Source organism: Tersicoccus solisilvae, from assembly GCF_014643255.1.
Lineage (GTDB): Bacteria > Actinomycetota > Actinomycetes > Actinomycetales > Micrococcaceae > Tersicoccus > Tersicoccus solisilvae.
Map to the genome: position 1 here is coordinate 72,545 of NZ_BMJI01000002.1, position 14,475 is coordinate 87,019.

General features: G+C 73.3%; 10 protein-coding genes. 6 read left to right on the forward strand and 4 right to left on the reverse strand.

Annotated elements, in window-relative coordinates:
* Positions 1–204 precede the first annotated feature (204 nt).
* Positions 205–1,560: a histidine--tRNA ligase gene (gene hisS, locus IEX22_RS03270; RefSeq protein WP_188666262.1), complete on the forward strand. Its 1,356-nt coding sequence runs from the start codon at positions 205–207 to the stop codon at positions 1,558–1,560.
* 68 nt (positions 1,561–1,628) lie between these two features.
* Complete coding sequence (gene aspS / locus IEX22_RS03275; RefSeq protein ID WP_188666264.1) at positions 1,629–3,464, forward strand: aspartate--tRNA ligase; 1,836 nt, start codon at positions 1,629–1,631, stop codon at positions 3,462–3,464.
* Between the two features lie 4 nt (positions 3,465–3,468).
* On the opposite strand, the gene IEX22_RS03280 is transcribed toward aspS, so the two are convergent.
* A complete protein-coding gene (locus IEX22_RS03280; RefSeq protein WP_188666266.1) occupies positions 3,469–3,720 on the reverse strand; it encodes a hypothetical protein in 252 nt (83 codons plus the stop codon).
* A gap of 676 nt (positions 3,721–4,396) precedes the next feature.
* On the opposite strand from IEX22_RS03280, the gene IEX22_RS15755 reads away from it, so the two are divergent.
* Positions 4,397–6,331 carry an HNH endonuclease signature motif containing protein gene (locus tag IEX22_RS15755; protein WP_229659742.1) on the forward strand — a complete coding sequence of 645 codons (1,935 nt, stop codon included), beginning with the start codon at positions 4,397–4,399 and terminating at the stop codon, positions 6,329–6,331.
* Between the two features lie 122 nt (positions 6,332–6,453).
* Here IEX22_RS15755 and dtd read toward each other — a convergent pair whose 3' ends face one another.
* A complete protein-coding gene (dtd, locus tag IEX22_RS03290) occupies positions 6,454–6,903 on the reverse strand; it encodes a D-aminoacyl-tRNA deacylase (protein ID WP_188666268.1) in 450 nt (149 codons plus the stop codon).
* Positions 6,904–7,044: 141 nt separating this feature from the next.
* On the opposite strand from dtd, the gene IEX22_RS03295 reads away from it, so the two are divergent.
* A complete protein-coding gene (locus tag IEX22_RS03295) occupies positions 7,045–9,414 on the forward strand; it encodes an esterase-like activity of phytase family protein (protein ID WP_188666270.1) in 2,370 nt (789 codons plus the stop codon).
* A 134-nt stretch (positions 9,415–9,548) separates the two neighbouring features.
* Here IEX22_RS03295 and IEX22_RS03300 read toward each other — a convergent pair whose 3' ends face one another.
* Positions 9,549–11,177, reverse strand: a complete 1,629-nt coding sequence (locus IEX22_RS03300) for a hypothetical protein (protein WP_188666272.1) — start codon at positions 11,175–11,177, stop codon at positions 9,549–9,551.
* Entirely contained in the window at positions 11,062–11,994 is a 933-nt protein-coding gene (locus tag IEX22_RS03305; protein ID WP_188666274.1) for a hypothetical protein, read from the reverse strand. Before IEX22_RS03305 ends, IEX22_RS03300 begins: the two co-directional genes overlap by 116 nt.
* A gap of 162 nt (positions 11,995–12,156) precedes the next feature.
* Here IEX22_RS03305 and IEX22_RS03310 point away from each other — a divergent pair, with 162 nt between their 5' ends.
* Positions 12,157–13,572, forward strand: coding sequence for a replication-associated recombination protein A (locus IEX22_RS03310; protein WP_229659743.1), 1,416 nt, complete (start codon positions 12,157–12,159; stop codon positions 13,570–13,572).
* 263 nt (positions 13,573–13,835) lie between these two features.
* Positions 13,836–14,462 carry a 30S ribosomal protein S4 gene (gene rpsD, locus IEX22_RS03315; protein ID WP_188666284.1) on the forward strand — a complete coding sequence of 209 codons (627 nt, stop codon included), beginning with the start codon at positions 13,836–13,838 and terminating at the stop codon, positions 14,460–14,462.
* Positions 14,463–14,475: the final 13 nt, after the last annotated feature.

Sequence of the window (14,475 nt, forward strand, 5' to 3'; positions counted from 1 at the left end):
CCGGCGACATGACTCAGGAGGATGAGTCTAGCGTCACAGGTTCGCCGCCCGCATCGCGCGCGACGAGCGGCGACGGGCGTGGCGGGGACCGACCCGCGGGCCCGGTTGGGGCGGGACGGGGACCGGAGAATAGACTGACGGACGCGCGCGACGCCCGGTCGCGACCACGCGCGGAACCGTCGAATCGAAAGGTGTTGCCGCTCCATGGCACGTCAAGCATCCCTGTCCGGCTTCACGGAACTGCTTCCGGCCGAACGGGTGGTGGAGCTGCACGTGCTCGACAGCCTGCGCCGCACCTTCGAGCTGCACGGTTTCTCCTCGCTGGAGACCCGCGCCGTGGAGACCGTCGGCTCGCTGCTGCAGAAGGGCGAGATCGACAAGGAGGTCTACGCCGTCAGCCGGCTGCAGGCCGACGAGGACGAGCGCGGCGGCCGCACCGACCCGCAGCAGCTGGCCCTGCACTTCGATCTGACCGTGCCCTTCGCCCGGTACGTCGTCGAGAACGCCGGCTACCTCTCCTTCCCGTTCCGGCGCTACCAGATCCAGAAGTGCTGGCGGGGGGAGCGGCCCCAGGAGGGCCGGGCCCGCGAGTTCACCCAGGCGGACATCGACGTCGTCGGCGACGGCGAGCTGCCCTTCGTGTACGACGTCGAGATGGCCCTGATCGCCGCCGAGGCCCTGGCGGCCCTGCCGATCGGCGACTTCGTCATCCGGATCAACAACCGCAAGCTCGCCGAGGGCTTCTACCGGGGACTGGGCCTCGACGACCCGACCGCGGTGCTGCGCGCCGTCGACAAGCTGGAGAAGATCGGCGAGAGCGGCGTCGTCGCCGAGCTGGTCGCGACGGCCGGCGCCACCGAGGAGCAGGCCCGCGCCGCCCTGGCCCTGGCCGCGATCCGCACCCCCGACACCGGGTTCGTCGAGCAGGTCCGGGCCCTCGGCGTCGAGCACCCGCTGCTCGAGCAGGGCCTGAGCGAGCTCGCCGAGGTGATCGGGCTCGCGAGCCGGCGCGCGCCGGGCCGGGTGGTCGCCGACCTGTCCATCGCCCGTGGGCTGGACTACTACACCGGCACCGTCTACGAGACCGTCATGGTCGGCCACGAGTCGCTCGGCTCCATCTGCTCGGGCGGGCGTTACGACGCCCTCGCCGTCAAGGGCGACCGGCGCTTCCCCGGCGTCGGCCTCTCCGTCGGCGTCACCCGGCTGCTGGCGCGCGTGCTCGCCCAGAAGCTGGCCGTCGCGACTCGCCCGGTGCCCACCGCGGTGCTGGTGAGCCTCGCCGACGAGGACGGCTGGGCCGCCGCCGACGACGTCGCCACCGGCCTGCGGGCGCGCGGCATCCCCACGGAGGTCGCCGCCACCGCCGCGAAGTTCGGCAAGCAGATCAAGTACGCCGACCGGCGGGGCATCCCGTTCGTCTGGTTCACCTCGGTGGATGACGACGGCACGGTCCGCCACGAGGTCAAGGACATCCGCTCCGGCGAGCAGGTGCCCGCGGACCCGGAGACCTGGACGCCGCCGGCCGACGACCTGCTGCCGCGCGTCGTCCCCGGCGACTGACCCGCCCCTCCCGCTCTCGGTCGGTAGAATCGACCGGACGTTTCCCCTTGTTCTTCGGAAGGACCCCTGTGCTGCGCACCCATGAGGCCGGCTCCCTGTCGGCCGAGCAGATCGGACAGACCGTCACCGTCGCCGGGTGGGTGGCCCGCCGGCGTGACCACGGCGGCGTCGCGTTCCTGGATCTGCGGGACGCCAGCGGCATCGTCCAGGTCGTCGTGCGCGACGAGGACGTCTTCCACGGGCTGCGCAACGAGTTCGTCCTCCAGGTCACGGGCGCGATCGAGCGCCGGCCCGAGGGCAACGAGAATCCGGGGCTGCCCAGCGGTGAGGTCGAGCTGATGGCCGACGACGTCGTCGTGCTCAACACCGCCGCGGCGCTGCCGTTCCAGGTGGACGAGCACGTCGAGGTCGGCGAGGAGGCCCGACTGCGGCACCGCTACCTCGACCTGCGCCGGCCCGGCCCGGCCGCGGCCATGCGGCTGCGTTCGACCGCCAACAAGGTGGCGCGGGACCTGCTGCACGACGACGGGTTCACCGAGGTGGAGACGCCGACCCTGACCCGCTCCACGCCCGAGGGCGCCCGTGACTTCCTGGTCCCGGCCCGCCTGGCGCCGGGCAGCTGGTACGCCCTGCCGCAGTCCCCGCAGCTGTTCAAGCAGCTGCTGCAGGTGGGCGGGATCGAGAAGTACTACCAGCTCGCCCGCTGCTACCGCGACGAGGACTTCCGCGCCGACCGGCAGCCCGAGTTCACCCAGCTGGACATCGAGGCGTCCTTCGTCGAGCAGGACGACATCATCGACCTGGGCGAGCGGATCGTCGCGGCGCTGTGGAAGCTGATCGACGTGGAGATCCCGCGGCCCATCGCGCGGATGACCTACGCCGACGCGATGGCCAGGTACGGCTCCGACAAGCCGGACCTGCGGTTCGGCCTGGAGCTGACCGAGCTGACCACCTTCTTCAAGGACACCACCTTCCGCGTGTTCCAGGCGCCGTACGTGGGTGCCGTGGTGATGCCGGGCGGCGCCTCCCAGCCGCGGCGCACGCTGGACGCCTGGCAGGAGTGGGCCAAGCAGCGCGGCGCGAAGGGCCTGGCCTACGTGCTCGTGCAGGAGGGCGGCGAGCTCACCGGGCCGGTCGCCAAGAACCTCACCGACACCGAGCGGGCCGGCCTCGCCGACGCCGTCGGCGCCTCCGCGGGGGACTGCATCTTCTTCGGCGCCGGAGACGCCAAGTCCTCCCGCGCGCTTCTCGGCGCGGCGCGCGTCGAGATCGGCCACCGGACCGGGCTGATCAAGGACGGGGACTGGGCGTTCGTGTGGGTCGTGGACGCGCCCCTGTTCGAGCCGGCCGCCGACGCGGTCGCCTCCGGCGACGTCGCCGTCGGGCACGGCGCCTGGACCGCCGTCCACCACGCCTTCACCTCGCCCAAGCCGGAGTTCCTGGACACGTTCGACACCGATCCCGGTTCGGCGCTGGCCTACGCCTACGACATCGTCTGCAACGGCAACGAGATCGGCGGCGGCTCCATCCGTATCCACCGCCGCGACGTGCAGGAACGCGTCTTCGCGGTGATGGGGCTGAGCGAGGCCGAGGCGCAGGAGAAGTTCGGCTTCCTCCTCGAGGGCTTCAAGTTCGGCGCCCCGCCGCACGGCGGCATCGCCTTCGGCTGGGACCGCGTCGTCGCACTGCTGGCCGGGTACGACTCGATCCGCGAGGTGATCGCCTTCCCGAAGACCGGTGGCGGCTACGACCCGCTCACCGCGGCGCCCGCCCCGATCACCCCGGAGCAGCGCAAGGAGGCCGGCGTGGACGCGAAGCCCGAGACGACGTCGCAGGCGGCGAGGAACGAGCCCGAGGGCGGCACCGGCATCACGACCGAACCGGCGGACCCCGAGGACGCCTGAGCCCTCAGCGGCTGCCGCCGGTCGCCGCGTGGCCGCGGATCCGCGCGGTCACGGCATCGACCGTGGTCGGTAGACCCTCGGTGAGGGACGTGCCCGGGTAGAGGCGAACGGTCCCTGCCGCGACGCGAAGTCTGCCGGACGGCCCGGAGAGGGTGACGTACACGTCGTCGTCCCCGGAGCGTCCGGTGGCGCGCAGGAACAGGATCTCGTCGTCGCCCGGGTGCAGGAGCGGGGCGTCCGGGGTGTGGACCTGCACACCGTCGACGACGCCCCCGCCCTGCCGGACGACGACGGTGCGCGGTCGACCCCTTCAGCCAGGCGGTGACCGTGACGGGCGAGTCCGTGTGGGGCATCCCGTTCTCGACGACGAGGCGCTGTCCCCGGCTGACGGTGCCGCGCACGACGACGTCGGCGTCCGCCGTCAGGCTCGCCAGGGTGGGGTAGGCGCGGGCCCAGCTCGCGCTGCTGCCGTGAGCCACGGTGGTCGTGATGGCCACGGTCGGCGCCGTCGCCGCCGGAGGCCCGGCGGTCGTCGTCGGGGGCGCCGAGCACCCGGTCGCCAGCGCGACCAGCGCGAGCGCGGCGACGGCTCTGCGCGCCATTCGTCCCCGCATGTCGCCTCCCGTTCCGGCCGGCCGCATCGGCGTCCTGCGTGCATCATGCCCCGGTCGAGTGCCCGCTGACCAGGCCGATCGTGTACCGATCGGACAACGGCGAGTTTCGTCGGTGGGGGCTGGTGGAGTGGGGTCATGGAGGCATCGACGACCGAACGCCCGGCACCGTCGCCGGGTGAGTCCCGGCCGCCGATCGGATTCGCTGCCGACCCGCGTGGACGCGGGGCTGGGCAGGGTTTGCCGCCTGGCGTCGGTGCCGGCTCGTCGGCGGCGAGTTTTGTCGGTGGGGGCTGGTGGAGTGGGGTCATGGAGGCACCCTTGACCGAACGCCCCGCACCGGCACCGTCGCCGGGTGAGTCCCGGCCGCCGATCGACACGGGCTCCGCGGACACGGGGGTCGCCGGAGGCCTCGGCCCGTCGACGGACGCCCTCTTCTCCCTGACCGCGCCCGCTCGGCGCAGGCCGAACGGTCCGACGTCGTTCGAGCTGCTCGCGGCCGTCGGGGCGGTCTCCGCCGTCGTCGACGCTGGTCGTGCGGAGGGGGATGCCGTCGCGCTGGGCTCGGCGGTGACGGCTCTCGAGGACCTCCGGCGGCTCGAGTCGTGGGTAGCGTGGGCCAGGCATCGGGTCGCGGCGGCGGCGGCCTCTGCGGCCCAGGCCGCGCACGGACGGTGGGTGGACGCGCATCCGCGCTGGTTCGACGACGAGTCGGAGCCGTCGCGGGGTTTGAGCCGTTCCGACCGGCTCGCGGTTGGTCACCGGAGCGGCGTGGCGGAGATCGCTTGCGCTCTGCGGATCAGCGAAGACGCGGTCACCACGCTGCTGCGAAGCGCGGAGCTGCTGGCCGAACGTCTCCCCGACACGGACGCCGCGCTGCGGACCGGCCGGATCTCGGGTCCGGCTGCGGCGGCGATCGCGGGCGCGACCGCCGAGTATGCCGACCGGCTCGAACAGGGCGTCGATCCCGGTATGGAGGCGGCACTGGAGGGAGCGATCGACACCACCGAGCAGGCATTGCTGCCGGCCGCGGAGCGGGGGGAGTCGACCACCAAGCTGAACGCCCGCGCTCGCCGCGTTCGTGAAGCCTGCCACCCCGTCGCCTTCGCCCAGCGGCACCGGGAGGCGTGCGCTGAGCGATACGTCAGGATCTTCTCCCGGCCCGACGGGATGGCGACGCTCACTGCCCTGCTTCCCGCCGCGGTGGCGTACCGAGTCGACGGCCGGCTCTCGTCGTTGGCGCGTCAGCTCCGCGCGACGCTTGTCAGCGACGGCGGTGAGGGGACCGATACCACGACGTCCGCGCCGCATGTCGGCGATCCGGGCACCGATGCCGCTGCCTCTCCGGGACCCGTGCCGGCGGATGACCGCACACTCGCTCAGCTGCGCGCCGACGTCCTGGTGGACCTGCTCGGCGGCCTCGGCGGCACGGGCATCACGCCGGACGGCTGCTCGCCGCCGGCCGATTCATCGAACGGCTCGCCGCCCCGCGAGTCGGGTGAATCGCCGCTCGACGGAGTGGTCAGACGCACGGATGATGGTCCCGTTCCCGGACTGACGCTCACGGTGTCGGCTGAGACCCTGCTGGGCGGTGACGATCCCGGCATACTCGGGATGTTCGGCCCCGTCGCCGCGGCCGATGCCCGTCGCCTCGCCGCCCTCGCGCCGTCGTTCACCCTTGCGGTGACCTCCGAGCGCTGGACAGGTGCGCGGCCGGGGTCATCGCTGTCGCGATGCGCTCCCGGACCAGGTTCGTACACTGGTCCGCCCACGGGATCGGCGTCCAGGCCCGACCTTGCACGACCACCCGACGCGGCACTGGCACCCGGTGGTGCCGGACCGGCCCCGGACGGTGACCCGCCACCCGAGAGCGGTGCCGCACCACCGTTCGGGAGCGATCCGCTCGGGATGGTCGTTCCCGTCACCTGGACGGCGGGGGAGCAGTACCGGTTGCCGCGGGCGCTGCATCGCGCACTGGCGATCCGCGACGTCACCTGTCGGTTCCCGGGCTGTCGGCGGACGGCCGAGAGTTGCGATGTCGACCACGTGATCGCCTGGGCCGACGGCGGGCGGTCGACGTCGGACAATCTCGCCCACCTGTGCCGCACCCATCACGTCCTCAAGCACCACTCCGGGTGGTCGGTCGAGGCGGTGCGTGGGGCCGTACCGGGCGCCGCTTCGCGGGCAGCCACCCTGGAGTGGACCTCGCCCGCGGGCCGACGCTACCTGACCGATCCCGAACCGCCGCCGTTCTGAGTACCCGACCCAGAACTCTGCTGCGGACCCGGGCGGGGCCGCCGGCGAACGGCGCTGCCGACCCGGGCGGGGCCGCCGGCGAACGGCGCTGCCGACCCGGGCGGGGCCGTCGGCGAACGGGATCAGGGAGATGGTGGGGCGAAGTCGGCGCTGTCGACCAACACCGTGAACGGGCCGCTGTTGATCGACTCCACGTCCATCATGGCGCCGAACACCCCGGTCTCGACGCGGGCGCCCCGCTCGCGCAGTTCGGCCACGAACCGCTCGTACAACGGTTCGCTGTGGTCACGCCCGGCGGCCCGGCTCCACGACGGCCGGCGACCCTTTCGCACGTCCCCGTACAGGGTGAACTGGCTGACCACCAGCAACGGTGCCCCGGCGTCCGCGCACGAGCGCTCCCCGTCGAGGATCCGCAGCCGCCAGCATTTCTCGGCCACGGCCGCGCACGTCGCCTCGGTGTCCTCGTGGGTGACGCCGAGCAGCACCAGCAGACCCGGTTCGTCGATCGCACCGACGACGGCGCCTTCGACGGTCACCCGGGCTCGGCTCACTCGCTGCAGGACGGCACGCACCGGCCCAGTCTTCCATTGCCACGGCCCGCCCCGGAGTGACGTCGTTCACCCGGACGTCACGGCGCGTCCTTCCCGGCGCCACCGGACGGTGGTGGGATCGGACGGTCATCCTCACTCGCGACCTCTCCCCAGGAGCGCACCATGGATCACCACACCCCCACCCCCGGCGGCCTTCTCCGCCGTCTGACCGGCGGAACGCTCGCCGCCGTCGTGGCCGCATCCGCCTTGGCCGGCCTCGTCGTCGGACCCGCGCAAGCCGCCCCGACCCCGACCCCGACGACCGCCCCAACCCCGACGACGACCCCGGCCCCGACGAAGGCGCCGACGAACGCCCCGACCACGCCGGACGACCGAGGTTCCGGTCACGGCAAGCCCGGCCGGGTCCAGGCGACCGCGCCTCGGCTGATCGCCCGGGCGACCCTGCCGGCCGACGCCCCGCAGCCCGGGCCGCCGTCGGGCGCCCAGGCCACCCCCGCCAACGGCCGCACCGGCCCCTTCCCCGGCCAGGTGATCCCCGGCTTCTCCGCCGCGATCGACAATGGCGACGGCACCTTCTGGGCCATGCCGGACAACGGTTTCGGGGCGAAGACCAACTCGGCCGACTTCCTGCTGCGGATCTATCGCGTCAAGCCGCTGTGGAAGAAGGCCGGACGCGGTCCGGGGACCGTCCGGGTACTGAACTTCATCACCCTCTCCGACCCGCGCCACCGCACCGGCTTCCCGATCGTGAACGAGAACACCGCCGGTCGGCAGCTGACCGGTGGGGACTTCGACATCGAGTCCCTGCAGCGCGGTAAGGACGGCAGCTTCTGGATCGGCGAGGAGTTCGGCCCCTTCGTGCTGCAGTTCGACGCGAACGGCAGGCTGCTGCGCGCCCCGCTGCCGTTCCCGGGCGGCGGCTCCCCGCAGAACCCCCGCGCGGGCACCGGCGCACCGCTGACCCAGGCCAGCGGCGGATTCGAGGCGATGGCCGCCTCGCGCGACGGCCGGTACCTGTACCCCGTGCTGGAGAAGGCGACCACCACCGCCTCTGATCCGCGGGCCCGCGTCATCAATCAGGTCGACACGCGCACCGGCCGGTACACCGGCCGTAACTGGACCTATCGGGTGGACACCGACGAGAACCTGGTCGGCGACGCGCAGATGATGCGCGACGGCAGTCTGCTGATCCTCGAGCGCGACGACCAGGACGGCGACGCCGCGGTCACCAAGAGGGTCTACCGGGTGCAGCTGGGCCGGACCGAGGCCGGCGGCACCCTGGCCAAGAGCCTCGTGGCCGATCTGCTCGCCATCACCGACCCGTCCCGGATCAGCGCCGGCGGCGGGTGGGGGACCGGCGACCCCTACGCGTTCGGCTACCGCTCCGTGGAGACGCTCGTGCCCCTGCGGGACGGCACGCTGCTGCTGGCCAACGACAACAACTACCCGGGCGACGCGGCGCGTCGGCCGGGCACCCCGGACGACACCGAGATGATCGTCATCGACCCGGCCGCTCGGATCGCCGCGCCCGTTCACACCGCCACCGTGATCGCTCACCGCGGCGCCAGCGGCTACCGGCCCGAGCACACCCTGGCCGCCTACGAGCTGGCGATCCGGCAGTGCGCCGACGTGATCGAGCCCGACGTCGTGGCGACCAGGGACGGGGTGCTGGTCGACCGGCACGAGCCGGAGATCAGTGGCACCACGAACGTGGCCAACCACCCGGAATTCGCCGACCGTCGCACCACGAAGACCGTCGACGGCACGATGCTGACCGGCTGGTTCACGGAGGACTTCACCCTGGCCGAGCTCCGCACCCTGCGCGCCGTCGAGCGGCTGCCGCAGGTGCGACCCCAGAACACGGCCTACGACGGGATGTACCGGGTGCCCACCCTCGCCGAGGTCCTCGACCTGGCCCGCCACTCCCGTACCTGCGCGGGCAAGCCGGTCGGGGTGGCCCCGGAGACCAAGCACCCGACGTACTTCCGCTCTCTCGGGCTGCCGCTGGAGGACCGGCTGGTCGCCGACCTGAGCGCGGCCGGCCTGAACCGTCCGCACGCCCCGGTGATCATCCAGAGCTTCGAGACGAGCAACCTCAAGACGCTGAACCGCAAGACCCCGGTCACCCTGAGCCAGCTGATCGACTGCCAGGGCAGCCCGTACGACCTGACCTCCGCCGGCACCCCGCGCACCTACCAGCAGCTCGTCACGGCGGGCGGCCTGCGGCAGATCGCCCGGTACGCCGACGACGTCAGCTTCTGCAAGGACGTGATGATCCCGCGCAACCCCAACGGCACGCTGGCGAAGCGCCCCACCCCGGTGATCCGGGACGCCCACCGCGCCGGGCTGACCGTGACCGGCTGGACCTTCCGGCGGGAGAACCAGTTCCTGCCGGTCGACTACCGGCGCGGCAGCGATCCCGCCGCCCCGGGTGACCTGGTCCGGGAGATCCGCACCTTCGTCGCCGCCGGCGTGGACTCGGTGTTCACCGACAACTCGGACCTCGGCGTCACGGCGGTCGCCCGCCGCTGACCGAGCCGGCAAACCGCGCGACGACGGCGGGCCGGTGGACGGGACATCCCGTCCGCCGGCCCGTCGTCGCGTCCGCATCAGCCCGAACCGCCCGGGTAAGCCCGAGCCGGCGGCGTCAGCCCGAGCCGCCCGGTTCAGCCCGAGCCGCCCGAACCGCTCGATCCGCGTGACGACGACGGGGACGGGGAGCTGGACGGGGTCGGGCCGCCGGCGGGCGGGGCGAAGGCGGTCGGATCGATCGGTTGCACCGTGGTGACGGCGTGTTCCCCGGCACCCGGCCCCGTCGTACCCGACAGCAGCAGGTTGCCCCGGCCGAGCACGGCCGCCAGCATCGTCGTCGAGCGTGCGGTGAAGGCGCCGGTGTCCACCGGGAGTCGCCGGCCGTACCCGCCGTCGGCATCGACGGCGACGATGCCAACGGACCGCTGCCCCGCTTTCTCCTCGACGACGGCGATCCCCGGCCGGCGGCCCGTCGCGAACGGGTCGACCGAGACGACCCGGGCGGCGGGGTCCGCGGCCCTGACCACCGTGGCCGGCCGCCACGTGACTCCCTGGTCCGCGGACGTCCAGACACAGTGCCGGTCACCGGTGCGGGTGGGGCAGGAGCCCGAGGCCAGCCGGTGCGTGCCGTCCGCCACGAGCTGGTCGACCGACCCCGACACGGACCCCGCCGGCAGGCGCAGCAGGATCCGGCCCCAGGAGACGGCCGTCTGTCCGCCCGGGAAGACGGTGGGTCGCCAGCCGTCCCGCGTGGTCACCGAGCCCCCGGCGAGCACCCGGCCCGCCCGACCGGCGGTGAGCGCAGTCACCCGGGTGTCAGCCGTGACGGTGCCGTCCAGCGCCCGTGGGCGCAGTGGCGACCAGCTCGATCCGTCCCGGGAGACCAGGGCGACCCCGCGCGTGACCCGTTCGGCGGTCTCGGTGCCCACCACGACCCATGCGGACCCTGCTCGGACCGCCCCGGTCAGGTCCAGATCGGTCCCACGGTGACGGGCCTCCAGGGGGTCACCGGAACCGGTCCGCCAGGTCACGCCGTCGCGGCTGGTGAAGATCGCCGGCGCCGGCCGGAGCGAGTACTGCTTCCACCCGGTGGCCAGATACCCGCCGGCGCCCGCGGCGACCCGGTCCACCCGGTAGCCGTCGGGCAGGGTGACGGTGGCCTGCACGGTCAGCGTCCGGGCGGGCGGCCCGGCCAGGAGCACCGCCTGCCGACCGATCGACCCCAGCAGGGGAGCGCCGTCGCCGCCGACCGGCCCACTGACCGTCGCACTGCGAGGCGTGCCCTCGTCCGGCAGGGCGGGGGTGCGCTCGGTGGTCCGCCCGGACGGGCCGACGAACAGCACGCGGGACCGCACGCCCCCGCCGGCGTAGTCGTTCCACACCAGCAGGTGACCGCCGGGCACCGGCCGCGCCGTGCGGATGAACCGCTCGTTGCCCGCGGGTTCGGGAGGCAGGGTGACCGGGCTGAAGGGCGCGGTGCCTGGGCCGGCGAGATGCACCTGGGTGTGCCGCTGCGCCCGGTCGCCGATGCTCTGCACCAGGAGCCGGGAGCCACCCGACAGCGACAGCGCCCGGGTCTCGTTCACCGGGTCGGTGCCCGTGACGAAGGCGCCTCCGGCCGGAGCGCGGCGCACCTCGTCGACGACGTCACGGGTGACCGTGTCCCCGCGGAACTGCGCCCACTCCGTCCGCACGTCGAGGTCCGGGTGACTCGCCTCCACGCTCGCGGCCAGGGTGTCGCCGGCGTACTGCAGAGCGTCCACCCGGGCGTAGTCGTCGTCCGGGTTGACCGGGTGCGGTGCCGCCCGTCGAGGTGACGATCGCGCCGCGGAAGACGCCGTCGGCCAGGGGCCCGCGGACCGTCACCCCGCCGAGGGCGATGCGGTCCGTCGTGGCGGCGGCCACGGTCAGGATGAAGTCGTCCACCGTCGGCCGGATCTCGACGGCCCCGTCCCAGTGCCCCCCGTCGGCGCTGCGCCGGGTGCGCAGCAGGTCCGGCCGGTCCGCCCGGACGGCGGAGGTCACCAGGACCCAACCGGACCGCGTGCCGAGCACCCGCTCCACTGTCTCGTCTGCGCGCACGTCGAGCCGGCTTCCCACGACCCGGAAGACCGCACCGTCCGCACTGGTGGCGACCGTGTAGCGCGACGACGCATCGGCCGGGTCGTGCAGCAGGAGCAGCCACTGGCCCGGGCGGTGCGCCAGCAGCCGGACGTCGGCGCCGATCATGGTGGCGTCGATCCCCGCGAGACCCTGCACGCTCGACTCCGTCCAGGTGCGGCCGGCATCGGTGCTGCGTCGCAGCTGCCACCGGTCCGTCCCGCGGTCCACCGGGGCCACCACCGTCGCCCCGTCGACCTCGAGGTGCTCGATGCGTGACCGGCCGATCCGGTCCTCGGCCGCGCCGGAGCGGACCGTGGCGGCGTCGATGTCGACCGGGGCCGCGGTGGCCGCGGCGCTGGTGACCGGGTGGGTCGACGCCGCATCGCCGGACCCGGGTGGTCGGTTGCCGGTGCAGCCCGCGAGCAGCAGCGCCATGACCAGCACGCCGATCACGGCCGCTCGGTGACGGATCCTCACGGTGGTCCCCCGTCCTGCCTCGCCGGGCGCCGTACGCGGTGGCCGACCCGGTGTCGCCGAGCGTAGGGAGGCAGGGCCGCCCGCCGCCAGAGGGCGGCGTGAACCTGTGGACAACTCCGTTCCGATCCGCTTCCGTCGGTGCGGGGACGTAGCCTGAAGGGCGTGCAGGATCTCTTCAGTGCCGCCTCCGACCCGGACTCCGACGAGGACGACGACGTCGTCGCGCCCCGGCGCACCCGGGAGCGGCAACCCCTGGCCGTGCGGATGCGACCGCGCGGCGTCGAGGAGATCGTCGGGCAGCAGCACCTGCTCAAGGACGGGTCGCCCCTGCGGGTGCTCTCCGGCAGTCAGGCCGGCCCCACCGGGCCGTCCTCGGTGATCCTGTGGGGACCGCCCGGCACCGGCAAGACGACGATCGCCCACGTCATCGCCCGCGCCGGCGGCCGCCGCTTCGTCGAACTCTCCGCCATCACCGCCGGCGTCAAGGACGTGCGCAAGGTGATGGACGACGCCCTGACCCACCGCGACCTGCACGGCACCACCACGGTCCTCTTCCTCGACGAGATTCACCGCTTCACCAAGGCCCAGCAGGACGCGCTGCTGCCCGGCGTCGAGAACCGGTGGGTGGTGCTCGTCGCCGCCACCACCGAGAACCCGTCCTTCTCCGTCGTCTCCCCGCTGCTGTCCCGGTCCCTGCTGTTGACGCTGCGGTCCCTGACGGACGACGACATCACGGGCCTGCTGCGCCGGGCCGTCGAGGACCCGCGCGGCCTCGACGGGTCCGTGACGGTCGACGACGACGCCATGGAGCACCTGGTCCGGCTCGCCGGTGGCGACGCGCGACGCGCGCTCACCTCGCTCGAGGCGGCGGCCGGCGTCGCCTTCGCCGAGGCCGTGGAGGGCAGCGGGACGGTACAGCGGACGGAGGACGACGGACCCGTCGTCGTCACCCTCGGCCACGCGGAACAGGCCCTCGACAAGGCGTCCGTGCGCTACGACCGGGCCGGGGACGGGCACTACGACGTCGCCAGCGCCCTGATCAAGTCGATCCGCGGGTCCGACGTCGACGCGGCCCTGCACTACCTCGCCCGGATGGTCGAGGCGGGGGAGGACCCGCGGTTCATCGCCCGCCGCCTGGTGATCTCCGCGTCGGAGGACGTCGGGATGGCCGATCCCACCGCGCTGCAGACGGCGGTCGCCGCCGCGCAGGCCGTGCAGCTGATCGGGATGCCCGAGGGCCGGATCGTCCTCGCCGAGGCCGTGGTGCACCTGGCCACCGCGCCCAAGTCCAACGCCGCCTACGTGGGCATCGACGCCGCGATCGCCGACATCCGCGCCGGAAAGGGGCAGTCCGTGCCCGCGCACCTGCGGGACGCCCACTACCCGGGCGCCAGGCAGCTCGGCCACGGCAGGGGTTACCGCTACAGTCACGACGCCCCGCACGGGGTGGCCGCCCAGCAGTACGCGCCCGACGACCTCGTCGGTCGGGAGTACTACCAGCCGACCGACCGCGGCGCCGAACGGGAGATCACCACTCGCGTCGACCGGCTGCGGCAGATCCTGCGGGGTGGGCGCTGAGCAGCGGCACGTCCCGCGTGCGGTAGGATGGACCGGTTGGCTGGCAAGCCACCACACCCCTGTCATCGGACTCGGTGCTGAACCGGGCCCTGGTCGCATGGGCACGTGGCGGCTGTAGCACGGGTAGCGGCTGCTCCACGCTCTCCGCTCCACGACCGGACGGGAACGTCCGGATCGCGACGGAGGCCAGACCATACAGACATGAGCCGGGGATCCGCATGCGCTGCGGTTCGCTCCGGCCACCGCAACCATGAAAGGTAGACGTGACTGCACAAGCACGTGTGCGCCGCCAGGCGCGCAAGTCCCGAGCCCTCGGGATCGCCCTGACGCCGAAGGCCGCCAAGTACTTCGAGCGTCGTCCGTACCCGCCGGGTGAGCACGGCCGTGCCCGCCGCAAGCAGGATTCCGACTACGCGGTCCGCCTGCGCGAGAAGCAGCGCCTGCGCGCCCAGTACGGCATTCGCGAGAAGCAGCTTGAGCGCGTGTTCGTCGAGGCCCGTCGCACCGAGGGTCTGACCGGTGAGAACCTCATCGAGCTGCTCGAGATGCGGCTGGACGCCCTCGTCCTGCGTGCCGGCTTCGCCCGCACCATGGCGCAGGCCCGCCAGATGGTCACCCACCGCCACATCATGGTGGACGGCCGTCGCGTGGACATCCCCTCCTTCCGCGTGAAGGAGGGGCAGACCATCCACGTGCACGAGCGCAGCGAGAAGATGACCCCCTTCCAGGTCGCCGCCGCCGGTGCGCACCGCGACGTGCTGCCGACGCTGCCGGGGTACCTGGACGTCTCGCTGGAGAAGCTGCAGGCCCGCCTCGTGCGGCGCCCGAAGCGCTCCGAGGTCCCCGTGACCTGCGAGGAGCAGCTGGTCGTCGAGTACTACGCTCGCTGACCCCGCTTCCACG

Bases quoted from the DNA above. Each gene is read 5' to 3' on its own strand.
- hisS (WP_188666262.1), top strand. From the start codon at position 205: ATGGCACGTCAAGCATCCCTGTCCGGCTTCACGGAACTGCTTCCGGCC.
- IEX22_RS03295 (WP_188666270.1), top strand. From the start codon at position 7,045: ATGGATCACCACACCCCCACCCCCGGCGGCCTTCTCCGCCGTCTGACC.